Genomic DNA, 25,265 nt, shown 5'->3' with positions numbered 1-25,265 from the left:
TTTTGACCCAAATCATCTCCCCCCATGCAGGAAAATTCTTGACATAAGAAAAGGGGGAAGTTAGAAAGAATGATTTATGCCCCTCCGTCAGCTTATAAAGCGCTTCTTGGGGATGTTGCATGTCAGATCGGACCGCAAATTGCAAGGGGCCGCTTGACACGGAAAGCAGACGGAATAGATAGATCAACTGCTTGAATTAAAGTGGAAAAAATTATGCAATTATCCTCCACGAAATGGTTGCGCGGCACGTTGTCGGCCTTGTTGATCCTGATGGCGACCCAGGTTGCCCAGGCGAGCACGGGTGGAAATCAGTCCCAGGACTATTTTCGCAAGATGCTCAAAAGCGAGGATCGCAACTCCCAGGCCTCGCGCATCGACGATCCGATCGCCGAGGGACGCGGCGAGGTTTCGCGCATCCCCTCGACCCCGGTTCGTCTGGCGTCGCTGGTGCCGATCCAAACCGTGGTCGAACCGCAACGTTCCGCCTCCAAGACCCGGGTGGTCATCGAGCGGATCCGGCGTGACGATACCTACGTCGAATTGATGCAGCGTCAAAACATTCCCAGAAAAACCGTCAAGCTTTTTGCGCTCAAGGCCAAACCGCTCTTCGATCTCCAGCAGCGCTTGCGCACCGATACCCCGGTCAAACTGACCTTCAATCAAAACAACCAACTGATCGGCTTCAGCTATCCGATCGAACAGGACCAGACCCTGCGCATCGCCATGGATGAGCAGGAGCGCATCACCGCCACTCTGGAAAAGAGCCGTCAACCGCTGCCGCAACCGGTCGCCTCCGACGACAACAAGCCCGAATCCCAGACCGAAGCCAAGACCGACAAAAAGAGCGACAACCGCAACACGGATGAGGAGGCGTCCAACAACGAGATCATCGTCGAGGATGAGACCGCCATGTCCGACGACGACGATGACGACTCCTCCCCGCCGATCGCCGAGGCGCTCTCCCGTGAGTTCTCCGGTCTGACCGTCACCACCAAGGAGATCACCATCCGTCCGGGCGACTCCCTCGGTACGCTTTTGGCTCGGCGTCATGTTCCCAATCTGACCGCCCTGCAGCTCTCCAAGTCGGCCCGTCCGGTTTTCGATCTGGCCAAGCAGCTCGCGCCGGGCAAGACCATCACCCTCTCCTTCGCGCCGAACGGCAACCTGATCGGCATGATGTATCCGGTCGATCGCGAGCGCACCTTCTGGATCACCAGTCGCGATGGCAAGCACTTCACCGCCAAGTTCGAAAAGAAGATGCTCGATGTGCGGCTCGAGTCCATTGACGGCACGATTCGCAACGAACGCTCCCTGTTCGTCGCCGCCAAGCGTGCCGGACTGTCGCGCAATCTGGCCATCAAGCTGGCCGGTCTGTTCGAGTGGGACATCGACTTCGCCCGTGATCTGCACCCTGGCGATCACTTCACCATCGTTCAGGAAGGTCTCTTCTACAAGGGCAAGCGGGTTCGGGACGGGGATATCGTCGCCGCCGAGTTCACCAACCAGGGTCAATTGTTCCGTGCCGTGCGTTACATCGATCCGAACGGCCATGTCGGTTATTACGACAAGGACGGCAACAACGTGCGCAAGATGTTCATCCGCGCGCCCATGGACTACACCCGCGTCTCCTCGGTCTTCTCGAGCAACCGTCTGCATCCGGTCTATGGGTTCAACCGTGCCCACAAGGGTGTGGATTATGCCGCGCCGGTGGGAACTCCGGTGCGTGCCGCCGGTGATGGCACCATCGAATCCGTCGGCTATCAGGGTGGCTATGGCAACATGATCGTGGTGCGTCACAGCCCCAAGTTCAGCACCGCCTATGCCCATCTGAGCTCCTTTGCCAGTGGCATGCGTCAGGGGCAGAGAATTCGTCAGGGCGAGGTGATCGGGCGCGTGGGCGCCACGGGCACGGCCACGGGTCCGCATCTGCATTATGAAGTCCGCATCAACGATCAGCAGGTCAACCCCTTCACCGTGCAACTGCCTTCCAGCGGGCCGGTGGAGAAGCGTTTTCTCTCTGACTTCCGTAACCAGAGCAATCAGTTGATGGCCCTGCTCAAGAAGCGCAAGACCGGTGATGTGACCCATCTGGCTTCGGCGGTCCTGACGCAGCGTTCCCAATCCCGTTAGGGGGTTGCCAACAGAGGTGGATGAAAAAAGAGGGGATCGCCCCTCTTTTTTTATGGGGAAGTTCAACGTTTGCAGGATCGAGGGAAACCCCCCCTTTACCCCCACGCCTGGACCTCCCGGGAGGTCCAGGCGTGGACAGGCCGCCCCAGGCGGCTTGCTTCAATATGAGCGATCGCCTTGAACCAACCCGCCATTCCCGCCACCTGGACGATTCGTACCCTGCTCGGCTGGAGCACCCCCTGGCTCGGTCAGCGTGGCATCGACTCACCGCGTCTGGATGGTGAGTTGTTGCTGGCCAGGGCGCTCGGGTTGCGGCGCATCGATCTGTTCATGGACCCGGACCGACCGTTGAACCCGCCCGAGTTGGCGGCCTTCAAGGCGTTGATCGTGCGACGCGCGGCGCGGGAGCCGGTGGCCCATATTCTGGGCCTGCGGGAGTTCTGGGGCATGGAGTTTTTTTCCAGCGCGGCGGCGTTGATTCCGCGTCCGGAGACCGAGTTGCTGGTGGAGACGGTTCTGGTCCATGTTGCGGACCGTTCCACCCCTCTGGAGATTCTGGAGCCCTGCGTGGGGAGTGGCGCGTTGTTGTGCGCGTTGCTCAAGGAGTATCCGAGTGCCACGGGAGTGGGGAGCGATCTTTCCGCCGAGGCGTTGGTGGTGGCGCGGCGCAATGTGGAGCGGTGTGGTTACGGGGCGCGGGTGACGCTTCTGGAGGGGGATCTGGACGGGTCCGTGGCCGAGGACAGGGTGTTCGATGTGGTGGTGGTCAATCCGCCGTACATTGCTTCTGGTGCGTTGCAGGGGTTGCAACCCGAGGTGCGGGATTGGGAGCCGCGACTGGCGTTGGATGGCGGTGTGGATGGTTTGGAATTGCTGAGACGGTTGCCGGCTTTGTTCAAGCGGCGCATGCGTCCGGGCGGGGTAGCGGTGACCGAAATCGGGTATGATCAGGGGGAGGCGGTGGAGGCGCTGTTCCGGGGTGCCGGGTTTGCGAGGGTTGAGCTGTTGAAGGACTATCAACGGTTGCCCAGAGCGGTGGTGGTGCGGGACTAGAGGGGTAAGGAGGGCTCCCCCCCATCATGCCAGAAACGCGGTTATTCAGAACTCCATGATTGCAGGGGACCGGAAATCCCCGATCCCTGATCCCCCGCAAACGTTCAGCCCTTGCCCCCCTCCATCCTGACCACCCGCTCGCCGAACAATCCGGCCCTTCCTTCCCGACTGGTGAACACCACCAACCCCACCCCATGCTCCAGACAAAACACGCGCAGATCCTCGGCCAACCCCACCTCTCCCGAATCGGACAGAGGATTTCCCGGCTCGTCGATCAACAACAGTCGCGGACGCAAGGCATACAGGATCGCCACGCCAACCCGATATTTTTCAGACGCGGAAAACAGATGCCACCCCCGATCCCAACACGCCCCATCCAGCCCGGCACGCCGCAACGCGGCTTCGACGCGCGCGTTTAGATCATCTCCGCGCACTCCGCGCGCCGCCGGGGCCAATCCGACCTCCTCGCGCGGGGTGGCACACAGGAACCGCAACTCCGGCACCCGGAACAACACCCCAACCCCCCCATCCTCAGGCCGGATCACCGCACCGGACGCGGGCTCGATCAGACCGGCCATGACCCGCAACAACCGACTCTTGCCAAACGACTCCGGCGCGAGAATCGCCAACCGCTCCCCGGCCCGCACCACCAGATCCATCGGCACGGATCCATGGGAGACGCACACCGCGCGCAAGGTCAACAGGGGATCCGAGCCGTTCACGCCTCCCCCATGCGCCCGGCGAGACGATAGACCGACTCCAGCAACGCGGAGGCCCGATAGGGCTTGGTGAGAAAGGCATCCATGCCTGCGGTCAATCCGCGCGCCATCTCCTCCTGCAACGCGCCGGCGCTCACCCCGAGAATCGGTATCCTGGCGACCGTTTCACCCAATACCCCGTCACGGATCAACCGCGTGGCCACGATGCCATCCATGTCTGGCATCTGCACATCCATCAGAACGATGTCGTAAGGGTCGGAGCGGAGTTTTTCCAAAGCCACGCGACCATCCTCGGCATGTTCGACCCGGTGGCCGTCGCGGCTTAAGATATGGGCGGCCAGAATGCGGTTGTCCACGCCATCGTCCACCACCAGAATCCGCAACGCACGACTGGCGCCTCCTGCATCGGTCAGGGAGTCCATGCCCGAAGTGATGTCGAAAACCTGTTCAGTGGTCGCACAGGGTTGAAAGCGGGCCACGACGTGAAAGGCGCTCCCCTCGCCCTCGCCACGACTCTCCAGCCACAGACGACCATGCATCATGCTGACCAGCTGCCGGGAGATGGTCAATCCCAGCCCCACGCCACCGAAACGGCGGGTGGTGGAGAGATCGGCCTGGCTGAAACGGTCGAAGATCAGCTCTTGTTTGTCCAGGGGGACGCCGACGCCGGTGTCGATGACCGTGAAATGGAGCGCGATCGGCCAGGACGCCTCGAACGGCTCGTCCGCGAGGTGCAAGAGCACGCGAATCCCGCCGCGCTCGGTGAACTTGATGGCATTGCCGACCAGATTGACCAGAATCTGCCGCAGCCGCAACGCATCCCCGCGCACCCGGACCGGCACGCGCGGATCGATGTCGTGATGCAGGACCAACCCCTTGCTCAACGCTGGCGCGCTTAAAATTTCACACACCATGAGCACCACCTCGCGGGGATTGAACGAGGTCACCTCCAGCCGCAACGCGCCGGCCTCGGCCTTGGAGAAGTCGAGGATGTCGTTCAGGAGCGCCAGAAGCGAATGGCTGGAGCGCTGGATGATCTCCACGTATTGACGCTGTTCCGGGGTGAGTTCGGTGGCGGCCAACAGATCGGTCATGCCGATCACGCCGTTCATCGGGCTGCGGATTTCGTGGCTCATCACGGCCAGGAAGGAGCTTTTGGCCTGATTGGCCGCCTCGGCGGCTTTGCGGGCGCGATCGAGATCCGCCTGACGGCTCAGGGCGGCATGGGATTCGCGGATGTCGCGACGCATGCCATCCATGGCTGCGGCCAGACGGCCCATCTCATCGGAGCCGGGCAAGGCGATGACGGTTTCGAGATCACCCTGACCCAGGGCCTTGGCGTGGTGGTCGAGACACCGGATCGGATCCGTGACGATTTTTTTCAACAGCAGCGACAGAGAGAAGCCCAGCACGATGAAGATGGCCAGAAACCAACCGATCAAGGCGCGGATGCGCGAAGAGGCGGCCAGATCGGCGTTGCGGGTGAGCAGGCCGATCTCCACCTTGCCGATCGGTTCGGTATCCGAGGGCTCCACGAGCACATCGACCCGAAACAGCCGTACCGTGCCGCTGGCGGCCAAAGAGAGGGAATCGACGGTGTTGAGATCCGGGGCCTGGGCGATCACCCGACCATTGGCGTCGAGAATGCGCACGAAACCGACGTCGTATTGGGTGCGGGTGAGTCGTTTGACGTAACTGGCGAGCACGATGTCGTCCAGGGTGAGCAGCGGTTCGATGGAGAAGATGGCCGCCGCCTCGGCCAGGGCGGCCCCCTGACGCTGGACGCGCTCCGACAGGGCCCGTTGCTCGGCGACCACCGCATTCCAGCTCATCAGGACCGTCGGAATGGCCAGCAACAACAGAGTCGAGCCGATCAGCTTGACATCCAGACGCATGCGTTGCCAGATCCGTAAGAAGAACATGCCTCGTTGTTTCAACCCGAATGAGTGGTCCCAACGCATCGTCTCGTCGGATGCACCGCGAGGAGGATCCGGAATTGGGGCGGTGAAAGGTTATGCCAGTTTGAACTTAACATGATGGAGGGAGAACCCCCTCACCCCCCGTACCATGGACCTCTCCTGGAGAGGTCCATGGTAACTATGACATGGCCAACCGCAACAAAACAAGCGCATCGATGGTCCGCCCCCTTGCAAATTGGAGATAAAGAGGTAATTATCATAATTTACCACTTTCCGGACGTGAGAACGATTCCGGATGCGCGAAATGGTAAAGACCCGATCGCAATAAAAGGGGCGGGCCACGTCGCTCTTCGACGCTGGCATGGGGGGTCGCCCTGCCCGTGGAACCTGCTCGGTTCGACAAGGCCGAATCCGCGGCGTCATGGAACCAACCGCCCGCAAGATTGATCCTAGGGACAACCGGTAACGAACAAGGAGAATGGAATCATGAGCAAAAGAGTTGCATTGGTGACGGGTGGCGCGGGCGGTATCGGTACGGCGATTTGTCGTGCGTTGAGCAAGGATGGGTATCAGGTGGTCACCACCTGCGCGCCGGTCTTCGAGTGCCCCAACCTCGACGGGTGGAAACAAACCATGCGCGACGAAGGACTCGACATCCCGGTCTATGAGGCCGACGTGGCCGATTTCGAGTCGTGCAAGCAGGCGGTCGAAAAGATCGAGGCCGAGGTCGGACCGGTGGATGTGCTGGTCAACTGCGCCGGCATCACCCGCGACAGCGTGCTCAAAAAGATGACCCCGGATCAGTGGAATCAGGTGATCGGCGTCAATCTGGACAGTGCCTTCAACCTCACCCGTCAGGTCTTTCCGGGCATGCTCGATCGCGGTTTTGGCCGCATCGTCAACATCGCCTCGGTCAATGGCCGCAAGGGTCAGTTCGGTCAGGCCAACTACTCGGCGGCCAAGGCCGGCATGCATGGCTTCACCATGGCCGTGGCCCAGGAAGGGATCCGCAAGAACGTCACCTGCAACACCGTCAGCCCTGGCTACGTGGCCACGGAAATGGTGAAGAAAATTCGCGAGGACGTGCTGCAATCGATCATCGCCCAGATCCCCGCCGGTCGCCTGGCCGAGCCGTCGGAGATCGCCCGCGTCGTGTCTTTCCTGGCTGCGGAAGAGTCCGGCTTCATCACCGGCGCCAACATCGACATCAACGGCGGCCAGTTCATTCACTGATCGCCCACCACCCGCGGGCGTGACCACCGGATCGATGATCGCCCAGGCCGGGGAACCGCATGCAACCCGTGCGGTCTCCCCGGCCCCTCATCAACGGGTCGGAAGAGGAGAGGCTCTATTTTATGGATGAGACCCAGATTCGAATCATCAAAAAATACGCCAACCGACGCCTGTATGATACCGAACAGTCGGCCTATATCACCCTGGACGGGGTACGCGATCTGGTGATGAACCGTATCCCGTTCCAGGTAGTCGATAACCGCACCGGGGCCGATCTCACCCGTCTGATCCTGTTGCAAATCATCAGCGAACAAGAGGACAAAGGCCATCCGGTCTTCGATTCCGATGCCCTGCAAATGATCATCCGATTCTATGGCGATACCTTGCAAGAGGCGCTGGGCGAATGGATGAAACAGAGCCTGGATTCCTTCATGGCTCAAAAGAATATCTTCCAAAACGCGCCCGATCCATTGAGCCTGATCAATGAAATGGGGCGGCGCAATCTGGAGATGTGGCACTCCCTGCATGGAAGCCTCTTCTCCTTGACTCTCGGCTCCACGCCTAAGAAAAAAGAGTAATGCCGTTGCCTGGCTGGTCAGGAGGGGAAACGAATTTTTTTCTCCTGGCCTGAAAAAAATCTATTGACAGGGTTGGTTGCATTCACTTATGCTGCACCGCAACATTGTTGCATTGCAGCAAACTGCGACGACATGTGCAGCACTCACTCGATAAGGATCAAAAACAATGGACAATAACAAGGTTGCCGAACGCATGACGGAATTGACCAAGCGGATGATGGATTCGATCTCCGATCTGCAGAAGATCAACGATCGCACCGTGCAAGAACTGACCAAGCAACAGCTCGAGGCCGCCGAGGGTTTCATCACCGCCGGTGCCCGGCAGCTCAAGGATTTGAGTTCCGCCAAGACCATTCAGGAAGCGGTCTCCACCCAGGCGGACATCGCCACCAATCTGGGCAAAATGATGGTCGAGAATGCCAAGCGCACCATGGATGTGCTGACCCAGGGGCAGAGCGAACTCAAGGATCTGATCGAAAAGAACATCACCAAACTGGTGGAAGAGGCCAAAGCCGGATTGGAATGATCCGAGGCCCCTTTTGCCGGCATCGGGGCGACCTCCGCATCCGGCGCGAGGTGGGACCAACAGCCCCGCAGTAACGGCGCAGGGACGCGCCGTCCAATTTTTTCGACCAGGATACCTGGTCGCAATAACGATTCATGTTATTAGCATTCAACAACAACTGTATTCATCAAGTCGATTCAAGCTGTTTTTTCGTAAAACTCGCAAGGTGGGGGCCCCCCCCGCCCCGTGGTGATCTCCATCAGGGAGCGCCACGGCAAGGCCGCTGATGAATCCCCTTCAAGGAGTCGAGCATGGACAAAAATCCGTTTACCGGTGACTGGATGGCCGGATGGCAGAACCTGCAACGCAAAATGTGGGAAGATTGGTCGGACGTGACCCAAAGCTCCTGGACCAACGCCTGGCAGAATGAAAACCCGATGAATTTCTTCAAGGACGGGATGGCGGGCTGGCAGAAAATGTTCGCCATGCCGCAGGCAACCCCCGAGGTGATGGCCATGCGTCACGCCATGGGCTCGATGGAAGAGTTCATGCGCATGGGTCGCGAAGTGTTCAAGATGTTCCAGAACATGTCCGAGGGAACCAATCTGAGCCAGGAGTGGACCTCCCAGCTCGACAAGACGATTCAGCAGGCCAAGGCGATGTTCAGCCAGGGTCAGGAGTCGTTCCAGGGTGTCATGGGCCAGTGGGGCAAGCTGGACGGCATGAACGCCATGATGAGCAATCCCATGAAAGCGTGGGTCGAATTTTTGAACACCAATCCGATCTTCGCCAACGATACCATGCGTGCCTTGCTGACGGGTGGTCAGGCCTCGGAAGAGGCGATGATGCGTTTTCTGTCGGCGCCGGGCGTGGGGTACAACCGCGAACGGCAGGAGAAGATGCAAGAAGGGATGCGGTTGGTCCTGGAGTTTCGCAAGGCGTTCGAAGAGTTCCAGACTCTCATGAACGAGACCTCCAAGAAGGCGCTGGACAAGCTGCACAAGAAGTTGTTGGAGATGGGCGCCGAGGGCAAGCAGCTGCAGAGCATGCGTGATCTGTATGTGCTGTGGGTGGATTGCAACGAGGAGGCGAATGCCGCCACGGTCACCACCAAGGAGTTCAACGAGCTTAATTCGCGCATGATGAATGCCTTGATGCGGGTGCGTCGCAATGTGGCCGAGACCATGGACAACGCCATGGGGGCGGTGAATCTGCCCACCCGGCGCGAACTCGACAGTGCCCATCGTCAGATCGCCTCCCTGCGTCGCCGTCTGTCGGCGCTGGAGGATGCCTTGCAGGAGCTGAAGGGAAAGGATTCGAGCGCGGAGATTCACGCTCTGCGCGATGACATGGAAAAGCTCGGCGTGCGTCGTCTGCGGGATGAGTTGGCGGATCTGAAGCGTCAACTGGAGGAGTCGTCGTCCGCCCCGACCCTGTCGGTGGTGGAGAGCTCCGGCACGGAACCGACCTCGGACAAATCGGCCATCAAGAAAACGGTGCGCATCGGCAACGCCAAGCCGGCCCTGGTCGCCGCGCCCGCCCAGAAAGGAGAGTAAGCCATGTTTCCGTTTGCCATCAATCCGGAAAAGGCGGTGGAAGAGCTGTCTCGTTTCAACAAGAAGCTCGCCGCCGGACTCAAGACCTTCACCGAGGTGGGCCAGATCGAATCGGGCATCAGCGCCAAGGAGGCGGTCTATCGCGAGGACAAGGTGACCTTGTATCACTACACCCCGAAGGTGGAGAATCCCCATCGGGTGCCCGTTCTGGTGGTGTATGCGCTGGTCAACCGTCCCTACATGGCCGATCTCCAGGAAGATCGCTCCATGATCAAGGGGTTGCTGGATGAAGGCATGGATGTCTACCTGGTGGACTGGGGCTATCCGGACGCTTCGGATCGCTACCTGACCATGGACGATTACATCAATGTCTATCTCAAGCACTGCGTGGATTACATCCGCGAAAAGCATGACATCTATCGGGTGAACCTGCTCGGCATCTGCCAGGGCGGCACGTTCAGCCTCTGCTTCACGGCCCTGCACCCGGATCGGGTGCGCAATCTGGTGCCCATGGTCACGCCGGTCGATTTCCACACTCCGGACAACCTGTTGAGCCAGTGGGTGCGCAACGTGGATGTGGATCTGCTGGTCGATACCCTGGGCAACATCCCGGGCGATCTGCTGAACATCACCTTCCTGTCCATGAACCCGTATCGGTTGACCGGCCAGAAGTATCTGGACATGGTGGATCTGCTCGACGACAAGGTGAAGTTGAAGAACTTCCTGCGCATGGAGAAGTGGATTTTCGATTCGCCGGATCAGGCGGGCGAGACCTTCCGTCAATTCGCCAAGGATTTCTTCCAGAAGAACGGCCTGATCAAGGGAAGCGTCAAGATCGGCGACCGTCGGGTGGATCTGGCCAACATCACCATGCCGGTGTTGAACGTCTTCGCCACCAAGGATCATCTGGTGCCGCCGAACGCCTCCAAGGCGCTCAAGCAGTATGTGGGCAGCAGCGATTACAACGAATTCGCCTTCAACGGTGGTCACATCGGCATCTATGTGAGCGGACGCTCTCAGGCCGAAGTCCCGCCGACCATCGCCAATTGGCTCAAAGAGCGGGGTTGATCCCCATTCGCCTGGTCTGACGGCGGGCCCCCCGGCATGGGGATACGCCCGCCCCCCATCCGTGGCGCGTTTTCGGACGTTCCACGGTAACGCGAGGCCCCGGTTGTCATGCATGGATGCATGGACCGGGGCCGAGCACCCCGCCCTAAGGGGGAGAACTCCCTCACCCCCCGTACCGTGGACCTCCCTGGCGGGCGTTCCACGGTAAACTCTCCGCTGTTACATTCGCAAATTGTCGTTGTCCGCTTTTCGCATCCGTATCACAATCATGGTTTGAATGTTCATGGCCCTGACGGGCAACGGCGGGGGCACATGAGACCGCGCACTTGCGCCCATTTTCGCAAAAGACGCGAAAATGGGCTTATCGTGAAGAGCGCGCGAAAGGCAAAGTCAAAAACAGAGGCAAAAGAATGAGTCCCAAGGGCTTTGCCCTTGGATCCCACCAGGGGCCATTGGCCCCTGGACCCCGTAATTTGGGGGGGATGAATGGTTGTTTATGCATTTTCGTTCCGATACCGGAGTGGCTACCGGATCATACCGGTTTGTCCATGCGGCATCAGACTCTCTGCGCGGGGCATCCATCATGCACGGACACGGCTTCTCCTGGTATCGGTTGCGCGCCATGATGTTCAAGGAGTTCATTCAGATGCGCCGGGATCGTCTCACCTTTGCCATGATGGTGATGATTCCGATGGTGCAGTTGATCCTGTTCGGTTTTGCCATCAACTCCGACCCCAGGAATCTGCCCACCGCGATTCTGGACCGGGATCACGGTCCCTTCGGGCGTGCGCTGATGGCCCAGATGCAGGCTTCGGGCTATTTTCGGGTCACCGAAACCAGCGGGGATGAAGTCCGGATCGAGGAGAGTCTGGCGTTGGGACGGGCACAGTTCGTGGTGACGATTCCGGAAGGGTTTTCCCGTTCGGTGGCGCGGGGGGAACGTCCGGAGCTTCTGATCGAGGCCGATGCCACCGATCCCGCCGCCACCTCCAACGCCCTGGGCACGGTGACTGCCCTGGCCTGGCACGCCCTGGACCGGGAGTTGACCGGGCCGTTGTCCGGGTTGCGGGTCGGGCCGCCGCCGTTCGAGTTGAAGGTCCATCGGCGTTACAATCAGGAGGGAATCACCCAGTTCAACGTGGTGCCGGGGTTGATGGGGGTGGTGTTGACCATGACCATGGTGATCATGACGGCGTTGGGGGTGACCCGCGAGCGGGAGCGCGGCACCATGGAAAATCTGTTGGTCACCCCGTTGCGACCCGCAGAGGTGATGCTGGGCAAGATTTTGCCATATGTGGTGGTGGGTTACATCCAGATGAGTCTGATTCTGGCGGCGGCGCGGGTGATTTTCGATGTGCCGGTGGTGGGCAACCTTCTGGTGTTGATGTTGGCGAGCGTGGTGTTCATTGCCGCCAATCTGGCGGTGGGCTTCACCTTTTCGACTTTGGCGCGCAATCAGTTGCAGGCCATGCAGATGGGATTCTTCTATTTTCTGCCGAACATCCTGCTCTCCGGATTCATGTTCCCGTTTCGCGGCATGCCCGAGTGGGCGCAGAACATGGGTGAGGTTTTGCCTTTGACCCATTTTTTGCGCATTGTGCGTGGGGTGATGCTCAAGGGGAACGGGCCGATGGAGATTGTCGGCGAGGTGGGGGTGTTGGGGGTGTTCATGTTGGTGGTGAGTCTGATTGCGCTCAAGCGTTATCGTGAGACGTTGGATTGAGTTTGGGTGAATGCGGGGTGTGGGGAGTGTCCCGGTTGTGGCCGTGATCAGCCCTGCTTATCCAACACCAACGAAAAAAACAGCTCCGCCTCAGCCTGGGAACCGTCGCCATCATGACGCGCACCGGGATGCACCCGCAATCCATACCAGGCGCGCTTGCGGTGATAACACGCCAGCAACCGTTCTCCATGCCGGGAGAATTCGTTGACCGGATCATAGAGATCCTGAATCAGGAACAGCGGCGGCAGTTTTTCTTGCGCGTCGGCAAGGGCCAGCAGATCCGGAACCGAATCCAGACTCTCGCCACGCAGGAAACCATACGGATTGGCGCGATTCTCCAGACCGTAATCCTCGATCTTGGCCTTGAGATCCACCTGGGGGGCCATGACGTAAATCCCTCGACAGCCGAGCGCGATTCCGTGATGGAGCGCGCCGAAACCGCCCATGGAACTCCCCATGCAGAAAAGCGGCTGGCTGGGATCGCTCCACTCCTGCCGGATCAGGGCCTGCACCATCCCGGCCACGAAACCGTTCCCCTTCTCGCCCCAAAACCAACTCCCCTGACGCTTCCAACCAAAGGTATCCCACGGGGCGAGCAGATCGAAATGGTCGAAGGGCCGCAACGGTCCGGTGTGGAACCAGGCGTTGAAACCGTGAAAGAAGACGATCAACCCTTTCGATGCCTTTCTGGCCGGCAGGCGGGTGTAACGGATCAACCGGTCACCGTGATGGAAGACCAACGGATAGATTTTGTCGATGTTCGAGGCGTCATGCATGGAGAGGGCCTCGGCCTCGCGGGCACGACGTTGTGCGCGGGCGGCTTCGACCTCGTGGGAGACCACATCCTGGAAATAGTGGCCGGTCCGATAGTTCGCCAAAGGGACGGCTTCGGCCTGGGTGCGCAGGGCATTGAGCACCGAAAGGCGCACCGCCTCTCTCCAGCCCAGCTCGTCGGCGCGGGCACGCAACTTGCGCCCGTTGGCCAGCCATGTGCGCCAGTGGGAGCGCCAGCTGGCGATCGGTTGGCGCAGGTTCATGCCTTGTACCCCAACACCCCGCCGATGCACAACAGATCCATGTCGGCCTTCATGAAGGTGCGTACCGCGTCTTCCGGACTCTCGACGATCGGTTCGCCCTGATCGTTGAAGCTGGTGTTGAGCAGCACCGGCACCCCGGTCAGCTCCCCGAAACGGCGGATCAGGGCGGCGTAGGGACGGGTTTCACCCGCGCGCAGCACCTGGAGACGCGCGGTGCCATCCACATGCACCACCGCCGGACAGGCCTGTTTGCCCCGCTCGGTGGCCGGGGTGGTGAAGGTCATGAAATCCAGATCCGCCACCTCGGGTGGATAGGCGAAATAGGCCGGAGCATCCTCGGCCAGGGCCACCGGTGCGAAGGGACGGAACCACTCGCGATGCTTGACCCGGGCGTTGATGATGTCTTTCATCTCCGCGCGGCGCGGATCGGCCAGGATGCTGCGATTGCCCAGGGCGCGGGCGCCCATCTCGGAGGCGCCCTGAAACCAGCCGATGATTTTGCCTTCGGCCAGGGTGCGGGCCGCAGTCTCGATCACATCTCCATCGCGCATCACCCGCAGACCGGCCTTGCGCATGGCCGCCTCGGCCTGTTTGTCCGAAAAGGCGTGACCGCAAAAGACCGAATCGAGCTTGAAAAAGCGCGGCTCGCCGAGCACCTGGTGGAGATAATACAGGGCGGCACCCAGTCCGATCCCCCGGTCCGAGGCCATGGGCAGGGGGAAGATGCGTCGATACCCCTGTTCCAGCAGCTTGCCGTTGAGCGAGGAGTTCATCACCACCCCGCCCCCCAACACCAGATCGGATTCGCCGGTGCGCTTGCGGGCGATGTCGCACAGACGACCGGCTACGTTCTCGAGCATTTTTTGGACGCTGGCGGCCAGGTTCATGTGTTCCTGGGTGATCGGTTCCGGATCGATGCGCCGGGAGAGGTGTTCATCGAGAAAATCGTTGTTCATCAACAGGCTGTTCAGATATCCGCCCTCGACCGCCAGACGCGATACCTCGGTGCGCAGTTGATCGCCCAGGCGTATCAGACCGCTGGGCAGGATTTCGATCTGCTCCATGTAGCGTTCGAACAGGGTGGGTTCGCCGTAGGGGGCCAACCCCTGGGTCTTCCCCTCGGCCCCATATCCGCCCAGTCCGAGATGATAGGTGGCGCGGGTGTACTCCAGGCCGATGCTGTTCTGGTCGTCGAGCCGCTCCAGAACCTCGATGGAGTTGCCGCGGCCATGGGCCAGAAGACCGCTGGCGCCATCGCCGAAGCCGTCCAGCGTGACGATGGCGGCAGAGTCGTATCCGGACGCGAAAAACGCTCCCGCCGCATGACAAAGATGGTGATCGGCCTCGATGTAGCGCTTTTTGGAGCCGATTCGCTCCTTGAGCCACGCCTTGCAGGGGAACGGGTCGGCATGACCGAACACCACCACGTCGATGTGACGCAAACCGATGTCCAGGGCCTTGAGACACACCTCGATCGGGGCCAACAGATCGTCATCCTCGCGGATGACGTGATGCTTGCGCCTGGAGAGCCGCTCGGCCTCGAACATGGCCACCCGACGCCCCTTCACGTCGATGATGGCGCAGTTGTAATCGTGCATGAAACCGCCGATGCCCAGGATGAACATATCGATGCCTCAGAATCTTGAAAAGTACCCGCATGTCGGACCTGCGGTCCCATGATTCATGATGCGATCAATCCAGGGGGGAAGTCAAATTTTCATGATGGAGGAGAATCCAACCCCGTATCTCTCCATGACAAGTGCGCCATGGTAAGAAAATTCCTTGCTCCTCCGCGCCCTGGTCTGGTTGAATCGCCGTGGATCGGATGGCCTGGGTGCATGAAATTCCGATCTGGCGGCGAGATCGCGCATCGAGCTCCCGCTCTCGCCCCTTCGCCATTGTCTTCCGGGAGATGGATCGTGAATGCCTTGTCGGTGCCTGAAGATCCGGCGGTGGTGCTGGTCGATGATGATCCCGACATCCTGATGCTCGCCTCACACATGCTGCGTGGCGCCGGAGTCGGCGAGATCATCACCCTGGAGCAGAGTCGCGAGCTGTTGCCCCTGATGGCCCGGCGCGAGGTTTCCGCCGTGGTGTTGGATCTGCACATGCCCACCCTGGGTGGCGCCAGGCTGCTGCCGCAGATCGTGCAGCACCATCCCGACACGCCGGTGATCGTCATGACCGCCACCGAGGAGGTCTCCACCGCGGTCGGCTGCATGAAGGATGGCGCCTTCGATTTTCTGATCAAGCCGGTTGAAGAGAATCGTTTCGTCGCTTGTGTGAAAAAGGCCCTGGAGTGGCGGGATCTGCGGCGTCAGGTGGGCGCCCTGAAACGCTCCCTGCTCACCGGGCGGCTCGAGCATGCCGATGCCTTTGCCGCGATCGTCACCGTCAGTCCCAAAATGCGTGCCGTGTTCGGATATGTGGAAGCGATCGCTTCCACCGGCGAGCCGGTGTTGATCACCGGTGAGACCGGCGTGGGCAAGGAGTTGATCGCCGAGGCGTTGCATCGCATCAGCGGGCGCGGTGGCGAACTGGTCTCGGTCAACGCGGCGGGATTGGACGACTCCCTCTTCTCCGACACCCTGTTCGGTCACAAGAAAGGGGCCTATTCGGGCGCGGACGACTCCCGCACCGGCCTGATCGCCAAGGCCGGACGTGGCACGTTGTTCCTCGACGAGATCGGGGATCTGGGTCAGACCTCCCAGGTCAAGTTGTTGCGTCTGTTGCAGGAGCGCAAATACTACCCTCTGGGTTCGGACGTGGCCAAGGTCAGCGAGGCGCGCATTCTGTGCGCCACCCATCGCGATCTGGATGCCATGATGGACGAGGGGCGGTTTCGTTCGGATCTCTATTTCCGGCTCCAGGTGCATCGGGTCGAGATCCCCCCCTTGCGTGAACGGCCCGAGGATATCGCCCTCCTGGCGCGTCATTTTCTGGTTGAGGCGGCCCGGAGTCTGAATCGCGAGGTGCCCGAGGCGCCGCCGATGTTGTTCACGTTGTTGGCTTCCGGTTCTTTTCCCGGCAATGTCCGGCAGTTGCGATCGATGATCTTCGATGCCGTGGCGCGTGGGAGCGACGGCGAGGTGTCGTTGGAGTCGATTCGCCGGTCGTTGCGGGCTTCATCCGGGAACGGGGTGGAAAAGGGGACGGGCGCGGTGGTCGTGCCAATCGATGGAGAGGGGATCTTTCGGGGATTGAGTGGTCGTCTGCCCACCTTGAAGGAGGTGGAGCGTGACTTGATCGCCGAGGCGTTGCATCGTTCGGGCGGCAATCAGGGGATGGCGGCCACCTATTTGGGGATCTCCCGGCAGGCGCTCAATCAGCGTTTGCGCAAGAAGCGGGAAGGCGAGGGGGAAGGTGAGGGGTGAGCGGGTATGAGGTGGAGCCCGTGAGGGGGTTCCCTTTCGTCATGCCCGTTACCGTGGAACTCCCGAAGGGAGGTCCATGGTAACGGGGGGTGAGCCATCATGCCCTTTTGCCGGTGGAATCCACCGGCAGGTCAAGCAAGCGACAACCGATCCACCTCCCCGAGAACGGCGGCGGCGTGTCCGGCGGTCTTGACCGATGGATAGACCTTGCGGACCACCCCATGGCCATCGACGATGAAGGTGGAACGGACGATGCCCATGTAGACCTTGCCGTAATTTTTCTTCTCCTGCCAGGCGCCGAAGGCTTCGCACAAGGCGCCGTCGGTATCGCTCAGCAGGGTGAATTGCAGGTTGTATTTGGTGCAGAAGCTGACATGGGATTTGATCGAATCCTTGGAGACGCCGATCACCGTGAACCCCTTCGCGGCGAATTCCGCGCCGAGGGTCTGGAAATCGTTGGCCTCGACCGTGCAGCCGGGGGTGTTGTCTTTGGGATAGAAGTAGATGACCGCCCCTTTTGCACCCAGGCGTTGCCGGAGCGGCAGGGATTGATCGTTCTGATCCGGAGCGCTCAGGTCCGGGATGGTGTCGCCGGGTTGCAGCATGGCGGAAGTCTCCTTTTTGATCGGTTCATTCCAAGGCCGCGCGCCGCGTTTTTTCGCAAAAGGCGCGAAAAAACGCTTTGTTTGTGGAGCGCGCTACAATCGCAGGCATAATTATAAGGTTTTGCCTGATCACTTAAATCTGGAATCGTGCCGCCACATGATCCCTGCAATAATGGGGCTCTGGTGACCTGGTTTCTTTGGCGCGCCCGGCAGGGGTCGAAAAGTCTTTCAGTTCTTTTTTCTGTAGACAGTGGATTTCCGATGATATCTGTCCGCTTTTGTCAATGCGACATACGATAGCCCAGGATGCCTGCAAAGACAAGAGAGCAGCCGATGTCTGTTCATGCCCGATTGACCGTTGATGACAAAAAATGTTCTACTGAGATTCGTGACGCACTCTTGACCATCTTTGAGGATAGCCAATCCCCCCATGAATCAATCCTCTCTCTCTGCCCTCGTCTGGTCCGTCGCTGATCTGCTGCGTGGTGATTACAAACAGGCTGAATATGGTCGGGTCATCCTGCCCATGACGGTGCTGCGTCGTCTGGATTGCGTGTTGGCCTCCACCAAGGCCGCCGTACTGGTCGAGCATGCGGAGCGCCAGAAGCAGGGATTGAACCCGGAACCCTTCGTGCTGCGCAAGGCGGGTCAGAGTTTCTACAACATCTCGCCGATGGACATGACCCGGCTGATGGGGGATTCGGACCACATCAAGGAGAATCTGTTCGGTTATCTCAATGGCTTCTCACCAGCCGTGCGGGATGTGTTCGAGCGGTTCGAGTTCCACACCCAGATTGAACGGCTGGCCAAGAGCGGCTTGCTCTATCAGGTGGTGGAGCGGTTCTCCGGGTTTGACCTGCACCCGGAGTCGGTCAGCAACTATCAGATGGGGTTGGTGTTCGAGGAGCTGATTCGCAAATTCGCTGAACTCTCCAACGAGACCGCCGGGGAGCACTTCACCCCGCGTGAGGTCATCCGCTTGATGGTCAATCTCCTGTTCATCGAGGATGACCAGGTGTTGGCCACTCCGGGTGTGGTGCGCACCCTCTACGACCCCACGGCGGGTACGGGCGGCATGTTGTCGATTGCCGGAGAGTATCTGGAGGAGCACAACCCCCAAGCCCGCTTGACGGTCTTCGGTCAGGAGTTGAACCCCGAATCCTATGCCATCTGCAAGGCGGATATGCTTATCAAGGGGCAGGATGTGACCAACATCGTCTTCGGCAACACCCTGTCGGACGACGGACACCCGCACAAGCGGTTTGACTACATGCTCTCCAACCCGCCATTCGGGGTGGAGTGGAAGAAGGTCGAAAAAGAGGTACGCAAGGAGCACGAATCCCAGGGGTACAACGGGCGGTTTGGTCCGGGTCTACCGAGAGTATCGGATGGTTCCATGCTCTTTCTGCTGCATCTCATCTCCAAGATGCGTCCTGTGGCCGATGGGGGCAGCCGTTTCGGCATCGTGTTGAACGGCTCACCCCTGTTCACCGGCGGGGCTGGCAGTGGCGAGAGCGAAATCCGGCGCCATGTGCTGGAGAATGACTTGTTGGAAGCCATCATCGCCCTGCCCACCGACATGTTCTACAATACCGGCATTTCAACTTATATCTGGATAGTCAGCAACCGCAAGCCCGAGCCGCGCAAGGGCAAAGTGCAGTTAATCGATGCCAGCGGGATGTGGCAGAAGATGCGCAAGAGCCTGGGTTCCAAGAGGAAGGAGCTGTCGGACGAGCACATTGAGGCCATCACCCGGCTGTTCGGTTCCTTCACCGAGGATGAAAGCGACGGCAGACCCATCAGCCGGATATTCAAGAACGAGGCGTTTGGCTATCGGACCATCACCGTGGAGCGACCGGAACTGGATGCGTCTGGCAAGATAGTCCTGGGTCAGAAGGGCAAGCTCAAAGGCAAGCCCATGCCGGACTCCTCTTTGCGGGATACCGAGAATGTGCCGTTGACCGAAGATGTGACGGTGTACTTCCAAGGCGAGGTACTGCCCCACGCTCCTGATGCCTGGATTGACCACGACAAGACCAAAATCGGCTACGAAATCCCCTTCAACCGTCATTTCTACGTCTTCCAGCCGCCAAGGTCGCTGGAAGCCATTGATGCGGATTTGCAGGAAGTCGTGGGTCGGATTCAGGCAATGTTGAGGGAGATTGTCTGATGAGCTTCCAACGCTATGCCGAATACAAGGATTCCGGGGTGGAGTGGTTGGGGGAGGTGCCGGAGCATTGGGAAATGTGTAAAACAAAATTTCTTTTCAATTTAATGAAACGACAGCCAAGAGATGAGGATAAAATTGTAACTGCATTCCGAGACGGCACTGTTACTCTCCGCGAAAATAGACGAACTGAAGGTTTTACTTATGCACTGCAAGAAATTGGTTACCAGGGAGTCCGCACAGGAGACCTTGTAATTCATGCAATGGATGCGTTTGCCGGAGCAATTGGGGTATCAGACTCTAATGGCAAGTCAACACCTGTTTACTCTGTATGTAAACCTATAGATGCTGTCAATGCTTGGTATTATGGGCGATTACTGAGACACATGGCTCTAAGTGGCTATGTGTCTTCACTAGCGAAGGGGATTCGAGAACGCTCAACGGAATTCCGATGGGTTGAAGCTGGAAACGTTGCGCTTCCTTTCCCTCCACTCCCCGAACAATCCGCCATCGCCGCCTTCCTCAACCGTGAGACCGGCAAAATCGATGCCCTGGTGGCCGAGCAGGAAAAACTTATTGTCTTGCTGAAAGAGAAACGCCAAGCCGTCATCTCCCACGCCGTCACCAAGGGGTTGAACCCCGATGCGCCGATGAAGGATAGCGGGATTGAGTGGCTGGGTATGGTGCCGGAGCATTGGGAGGTAAAACGATTTAAAGATGTATGCAGCGAAATTGTGGACTGCAAGAACAGGACACCAGAAGAAAACGAGCAAGGTAAGTATTTTGTAGTACGCACATCTTGCATAAAGGATGGGCGTTTTGACACATCTCAGGGCTATTTCACAGATTATGATAATTTTGTCGAATGGACAAAAAAGGGAGTGCCTCAAGCAGGTGATATCTTGTTTACGAGAGAAGCGCCCGCTGGTGAAGCCTGCATATCACCTGCTGATATACCTTTCTGCCTTGGGCAAAGGATGATGTATTTGCGTCCTGATAACAACAAAATAACATCGAAATATTTAATGCTATCAGTATACGGCCCTCTAGCCAGAGAATCTATACAATCAAAATCCAAAGGTAGTACAGTTGGACATTTGCGAGTTGGAGAAGTTGGGGAACTGCCTTGTATTGTACCATCTGTTACCGAACAGAAAGAAATAGTAACCTATATTGATAATTTGAACGATAGAATCGATTCCCTAACCCTCGAAGCCCAACGCGCCATCGACCTCCTGAAAGAACGCCGCTCCGCCCTGATATCCGCTGCCGTGACCGGCAAAATCGATGTGCGGGAATTGACCGCAAAGGAGCACTGATGCACTCACTGACGCCTGAATATCTATCCAGGTTGAGCATGCCACCCCGTTTGATTCGTTTGGTGGCGGCATTGACCGAATATCGGGGGAAGCAGACCTTGTGGGCACAGACCAAGCCTGAAGTGCTCAAACATCTGCGACAGATGGCGCTGATCGAGAGTGTCGAGTCTTCCAGTCGCATGGAAAATGTGGAAGTCAGGCCAAAAGCCCTGATTCGGATCGTGCGCAAGGGCGCCGAACCCGCCCCCCATGATCGTTCCCAAACCGAATTGGCGGGCTACCGAACCGCATTGGAGCTGATTCATAAAAATGCTGCGGAAATGCCACCAACCGTCAATCATGTACGCCAACTGCATCACGAGCTGATGCGCTATACCCCATCGGGAGGCGGCAACTATAAACAAGCCTCCAACGATATCGTCGAAAGGGATGCCACTGGCGCGACCATCCGCATCCGCTTGCGAACGGTTGAACCAGCTTTGACGGAAACCGCCATGTTTGGCTTACACGACAACTTGGCTGGCGCATTGGATGCCGGTGAGGTCGAACCGCTCCTTCTGATTCCACTTTATATCCATGATTTCCTGTATATCCATCCGTTCTCGGATGGTAATGGGCGTGTGGCACGTCTGATGACCATTCTACTATTGTATCGGATGGGTTTCGAGATTGGCCGCTATATCAGCCTGGAACGGTTGATAGAAGAGAGCAAGGCCAGTTATTACGATAGCCTCTCCCTCTCAGATGCCTTATGGGCCACTGGTGAACACAATCATGTTCCCTTTACCGAATACCTGTTGGGCATCATGCTGGCTGCCTACCGGGAATTGGAAGAAAGCACGGCCATTGATCTGGAGCACGGTGCGCGAACACGCATGGTGGAAAGGGCTGTGGAATCTTTACCGGTTGAATTCCGTTTGGCGGACGTGGAGAAGCGTTGCCCAATAGTCGGGCGTGACACGATTCGCAGTGCGTTAACAAAGTTGAAAAATGAAGGAAAAATTGTCAGTGTAGGCCGGGGGCCAGCTGCTGGTTGGCGAAGGATCTCGTAATGCAAACAATGGATGAAACTTCGTTGAATGGATTAATTACGGGGTATTTAATCCATTATGCTGTTACAAAAGAATGTTGACGGTTAACGACCAGAAACCAAGGGTCCGAATGAATCTGCATCGTGAAATCGCCTTCGAGAACGACATCTGCCACCATCTGGCCGCCCATGGCTGGTTGTATGATGCCGACGACGCCAGCCGCTATGACCGGAAACGTGCCCTCTTCCCTGCCGATGTGTTGACCTGGGTGCAGACAACCCAGCCCAAGGCGTGGGAAGCCCTGGTGAAGAATCATGGTGCATCCGCTGAAACGACCCTGCTGGAGCGCATCCGCAAGCAGCTCGATGACCGGGGCACCTTGGATGTGTTGCGTCACGGGGTGGAACTGCTGGGCGTGCGTCAGCCATTGACCCTGGCGCAGTTCAAACCGGCTCTGGCGATGAATCCCGAATTGCAAGCCCGCTATCAGGCCAACCGGCTGCGGGTGGTGCGTCAGGTGCGCTACTCGGTCCATAACGAAAACGCCCTGGACCTGGTGCTGTTTGTGAACGGCCTTCCTGTCGCCACGGTAGAACTTAAAAGCGATTTCACCCAATCGGTGCAGGATGCGGTGGACCAGTACCGCTTTGACCGCCAACCACGCCCCAAAGGGCAAAGTGCGGCAGAGCCACTGCTGGAGTTCCCACGAGGGGCGTTGGTCCATTTCGCGGTCAGCAACTCGGAAGTACGCATGACCACCAAACTGCAAGGGGCTGCCACCCGTTTTCTACCGTTTAATCAGGGTGACGACGGAGGCAAAGGCAATCCACCCAACCCCAACGGCCACAAAACCGCCTATCTGTGGGAATCGGTGTGGGCGTTCGACTCCTGGCTGGAGATTCTGGGGCGCTTTCTGGTGGCCCACAAGGACAGCAAGAAAAAAATCAGCGGGGTGATTTTTCCGCGCTTCCATCAACTCGATGTCACCCGGCAACTGGTGGCCTCGGTCCTGACCGAACCACCTGGACAGAAATATCTGATTCAACACTCGGCAGGGTCAGGCAAAACCAACTCCATCGCCTGGACCGCACACTTCCTGGCCGATTTGCACGACGAACAGCACAACAAGCTGTTTGACTCGGTGCTGGTGGTCAGTGACCGCACCGTATTGGATGCCCAACTGCGCGAGGCCATCGATGGCTTCGAACGCACCTCCGGCGTGGTCGCCACCATCACCGGCGAGCATCAAAGCAAAAGCAGCGAACTGGCCAAGGTGCTCTCCAGCGGCAAGAAAATCGTGGTCTGCACCATTCAGACCTTTCCCTTCGCCCTGGCGGCAGTCGAAGAGCTGGCGGCCACCAAAGGCAAACGGTTCGCGGTCATCGCCGATGAGGCCCACTCCTCCCAGACCGGCACCTCAGCCGCCAAACTCAAGCAGGTACTCTCGGTCGAAGAACAGCTTGAACTCGATGATGGGGGAGAAATCAGCCTCGATGACCTGCTGGCCGCCCAGATGTCTGCCCGTGCCACGAATTCACAAATCACCTATATCGCCTTCACCGCCACGCCCAAAGCCAAGACCCTGGAGATTTTTGGACGCCGACCCGACCCCTCACAACCCGCCTCGGCCACCAATCTGCCCGCGCCGTTTCATGTCTACTCCATGCGCCAGGCGATTGAAGAGGGGTTTATTCTTGATGTCTTGAAGAACTATACCCCCTACAAGCTGGCGTTCCGGCTGGCCCATGAGGGCAAGGAGTGGGACGAGAAACAGGTGGAACGCAGCGAGGCCATGAAAGGCATCATGCGTTGGGTGCGTCTGCACCCCTACAACATCAGTCAGAAGGTGCAGGTGGTGGTCGAGCACTTCCGCGAGAATGTGGCACCTCTCCTGGATGGCCACGCCAAGGCCATGGTGGTGGTGGGCAGTCGCATCGAGGCGGTGCGCTGGAAACAGGCCATCGACCAATACATCCAGAACTCCGGCTATGCGCTGGGCACCCTGGTCGCCTTCTCAGGAGAGGTGAAGGACCAGGAATCCGGCGATGACCCCTTCACCGAAACCAGTACCACGCTCAATCGAAATCTGCGTGGACGCGACATCCGGGAAGCCTTCGCAACCACGGAGTACCAAATCCTGCTGGTCGCCAATAAGTTTCAGACCGGCTTCGACCAGCCGCTGTTGTGCGGCATGTATGTGGATAAGCGTTTGGCGGGCATCCAGGCAGTGCAAACCCTCTCCCGCCTGAACCGCGCTCATCCGGGCAAGGATACAACTTACATTCTCGATTTCGTGAACGACCCGGAAGAGATTCTGGCAGCATTCAAAACTTATCATCAGACAGCGGAACTGGCCGCTGTCACCGACCCCAATCTGGTCTACGACCTGAAAGCCACCCTCGATGCCACAGGGTTCTACGACGAACCCGAGGTGGAACGGGTGGTAACTGTCGAAATAAACCCCAACGCCTCACAAGCCCAACTGGCCGCAGCCCTTGAGCCGGTAGCCGACCGACTTCTGAAGCGCTACAAGAGCGCCTTGACCAGTTTGCAGGAAGCCCGTGCCACTCAAGACCCCCAAGCCGAGCAGACCGCCCAGGATGAACTTAACGTGCTGCTCTTGTTCAAGCGCAACCTGGGTGCCTTCTTAAGGGCGTATGTGTTTCTTTCCCAACTCTTCGACTACGCCAACACCGCGTTGGAGAAACGGGCCATCTTCTTCAAGCGTCTGTTGCCCCTGTTGGAATTCGGGCGGGAACGGGAAGGGGTTGACCTCTCCCAAGTGACCTTGACCCATCACAAACTTAAAGACCAGGGGAAGCGCACTCTGCCCCTGCATGAAGGTGAAGTTGATAAGTTACAACCCATGACCGCAACCGGCAGCGGTGAGGTCCAGGAGAAAGAGAAGGTGCTGCTGGCGGAAATCATCCAAAAGGTCAACACCCTGTTTGATGGCGAGTTGTCCGATGACGACAAGCTGATTTACGTTAACCATGTTCTGAAGGGCAAATTGCTGGAATCCGAAATTCTGGTCCAGCAGGCGGCCAACAACACCAAGGAGCAGTTCTCCAACTCCCCAGACCTTGGTACCGAGTTGATGAACGCCATCATGGATGCTTTCGCTGCCCACAGCACCATGAGCAAACAGGCGCTGGACTCCGAGAAGGTCCGCCACGGATTGCGGGAAATCCTGTTGGGACCGGCGAATCTGTATGAGGCACTGAGGTCGCGCAGTGCCGCTGGGTAGC

General features: G+C 58.7%; 18 protein-coding genes. 13 read left to right on the top strand and 5 right to left on the bottom strand.

Annotated elements, in window-relative coordinates; all coding sequences use genetic code 11:
• Positions 1–213: 213 nt before the first annotated feature.
• On the top strand, positions 214–2,130 hold the full coding sequence (locus ACOY6C_RS14565; RefSeq protein ID WP_420906245.1) for a M23 family metallopeptidase: 1,917 nt from the start codon (positions 214–216) through the stop codon (positions 2,128–2,130).
• A 177-nt stretch (positions 2,131–2,307) separates the two neighbouring features.
• Positions 2,308–3,183 carry a peptide chain release factor N(5)-glutamine methyltransferase gene (gene prmC, locus ACOY6C_RS14560; protein WP_420906244.1) on the top strand — a complete coding sequence of 292 codons (876 nt, stop codon included), beginning with the start codon at positions 2,308–2,310 and terminating at the stop codon, positions 3,181–3,183.
• A 104-nt stretch (positions 3,184–3,287) separates the two neighbouring features.
• Here prmC and ACOY6C_RS14555 read toward each other — a convergent pair whose 3' ends face one another.
• Entirely contained in the window at positions 3,288–3,905 is a 618-nt protein-coding gene (locus ACOY6C_RS14555; RefSeq protein WP_420906243.1) for an ATP-binding cassette domain-containing protein, read from the bottom strand.
• On the bottom strand, positions 3,902–5,824 hold the full coding sequence (locus tag ACOY6C_RS14550; RefSeq protein WP_420906242.1) for an ATP-binding protein: 1,923 nt from the start codon (positions 5,822–5,824) through the stop codon (positions 3,902–3,904). Before ACOY6C_RS14550 ends, ACOY6C_RS14555 begins: the two co-directional genes overlap by 4 nt.
• 483 nt (positions 5,825–6,307) lie before the next feature.
• Here ACOY6C_RS14550 and phbB point away from each other — a divergent pair, with 483 nt between their 5' ends.
• From phbB to ACOY6C_RS14520, 6 genes are all read left to right on the top strand, one after another.
• On the top strand, positions 6,308–7,054 hold the full coding sequence (phbB, locus tag ACOY6C_RS14545; protein WP_420906241.1) for an acetoacetyl-CoA reductase: 747 nt from the start codon (positions 6,308–6,310) through the stop codon (positions 7,052–7,054).
• Between the two features lie 122 nt (positions 7,055–7,176).
• Positions 7,177–7,632, top strand: coding sequence for a polyhydroxyalkanoate synthesis repressor PhaR (phaR, locus tag ACOY6C_RS14540; protein ID WP_420906240.1), 456 nt, complete (start codon positions 7,177–7,179; stop codon positions 7,630–7,632).
• Between the two features lie 166 nt (positions 7,633–7,798).
• Positions 7,799–8,158 carry a phasin family protein gene (locus ACOY6C_RS14535; RefSeq protein WP_420906239.1) on the top strand — a complete coding sequence of 120 codons (360 nt, stop codon included), beginning with the start codon at positions 7,799–7,801 and terminating at the stop codon, positions 8,156–8,158.
• A 290-nt stretch (positions 8,159–8,448) separates the two neighbouring features.
• Complete coding sequence (phaE, locus tag ACOY6C_RS14530; RefSeq protein WP_420906238.1) at positions 8,449–9,693, top strand: class III poly(R)-hydroxyalkanoic acid synthase subunit PhaE; 1,245 nt, start codon at positions 8,449–8,451, stop codon at positions 9,691–9,693.
• 3 nt (positions 9,694–9,696) lie between these two features.
• Positions 9,697–10,761, top strand: coding sequence for a class III poly(R)-hydroxyalkanoic acid synthase subunit PhaC (locus ACOY6C_RS14525; RefSeq protein WP_420906237.1), 1,065 nt, complete (start codon positions 9,697–9,699; stop codon positions 10,759–10,761).
• A gap of 583 nt (positions 10,762–11,344) precedes the next feature.
• On the top strand, positions 11,345–12,484 hold the full coding sequence (locus ACOY6C_RS14520; protein ID WP_420906695.1) for an ABC transporter permease: 1,140 nt from the start codon (positions 11,345–11,347) through the stop codon (positions 12,482–12,484).
• A gap of 47 nt (positions 12,485–12,531) precedes the next feature.
• Here the strand turns inward: ACOY6C_RS14520 and ACOY6C_RS14515 are convergent, their stop codons facing one another.
• Together ACOY6C_RS14515 and ACOY6C_RS14510 are read right to left on the bottom strand one after the other, a co-directional pair.
• A complete protein-coding gene (locus ACOY6C_RS14515) occupies positions 12,532–13,521 on the bottom strand; it encodes an alpha/beta fold hydrolase (RefSeq protein WP_420906236.1) in 990 nt (329 codons plus the stop codon).
• On the bottom strand, positions 13,518–15,146 hold the full coding sequence (locus ACOY6C_RS14510) for a carbamoyltransferase family protein (RefSeq protein WP_420906235.1): 1,629 nt from the start codon (positions 15,144–15,146) through the stop codon (positions 13,518–13,520). Before ACOY6C_RS14510 ends, ACOY6C_RS14515 begins: the two co-directional genes overlap by 4 nt.
• 294 nt (positions 15,147–15,440) lie before the next feature.
• On the opposite strand from ACOY6C_RS14510, the gene ACOY6C_RS14505 reads away from it, so the two are divergent.
• Positions 15,441–16,895, top strand: a complete 1,455-nt coding sequence (locus tag ACOY6C_RS14505; protein ID WP_420906234.1) for a sigma-54-dependent transcriptional regulator — start codon at positions 15,441–15,443, stop codon at positions 16,893–16,895.
• A gap of 131 nt (positions 16,896–17,026) precedes the next feature.
• Here the strand turns inward: ACOY6C_RS14505 and ACOY6C_RS14500 are convergent, their stop codons facing one another.
• Positions 17,027–17,500 carry a peroxiredoxin gene (locus tag ACOY6C_RS14500; RefSeq protein WP_420906233.1) on the bottom strand — a complete coding sequence of 158 codons (474 nt, stop codon included), beginning with the start codon at positions 17,498–17,500 and terminating at the stop codon, positions 17,027–17,029.
• A gap of 430 nt (positions 17,501–17,930) precedes the next feature.
• Here ACOY6C_RS14500 and ACOY6C_RS14495 point away from each other — a divergent pair, with 430 nt between their 5' ends.
• From ACOY6C_RS14495 to ACOY6C_RS14480, 4 genes are all read left to right on the top strand, one after another.
• A complete protein-coding gene (locus ACOY6C_RS14495; protein WP_420906232.1) occupies positions 17,931–19,670 on the top strand; it encodes a type I restriction-modification system subunit M in 1,740 nt (579 codons plus the stop codon).
• Positions 19,670–20,986: a restriction endonuclease subunit S gene (locus ACOY6C_RS14490; protein ID WP_420906231.1), complete on the top strand. Its 1,317-nt coding sequence runs from the start codon at positions 19,670–19,672 to the stop codon at positions 20,984–20,986. The genes ACOY6C_RS14495 and ACOY6C_RS14490 overlap by 1 nt, the downstream gene beginning before the upstream one ends.
• On the top strand, positions 20,986–22,038 hold the full coding sequence (locus tag ACOY6C_RS14485; protein WP_420906230.1) for a Fic family protein: 1,053 nt from the start codon (positions 20,986–20,988) through the stop codon (positions 22,036–22,038). Before ACOY6C_RS14490 ends, ACOY6C_RS14485 begins: the two co-directional genes overlap by 1 nt.
• Positions 22,039–22,147: 109 nt before the next feature.
• Complete coding sequence (locus ACOY6C_RS14480; protein ID WP_420906229.1) at positions 22,148–25,264, top strand: type I restriction endonuclease subunit R; 3,117 nt, start codon at positions 22,148–22,150, stop codon at positions 25,262–25,264.
• Position 25,265: the final 1 nt, after the last annotated feature.

Origin of the sequence: Candidatus Magnetaquiglobus chichijimensis (genome assembly GCF_045865675.1) — a bacterium.
GTDB classification, from domain to species: domain Bacteria; phylum Pseudomonadota; class Magnetococcia; order Magnetococcales; family Magnetaquicoccaceae; genus Magnetaquiglobus; species Magnetaquiglobus chichijimensis.
Note: the sequence above shows the minus strand (reverse complement) of the source record. Positions and strands in the feature narration are given on the sequence as shown.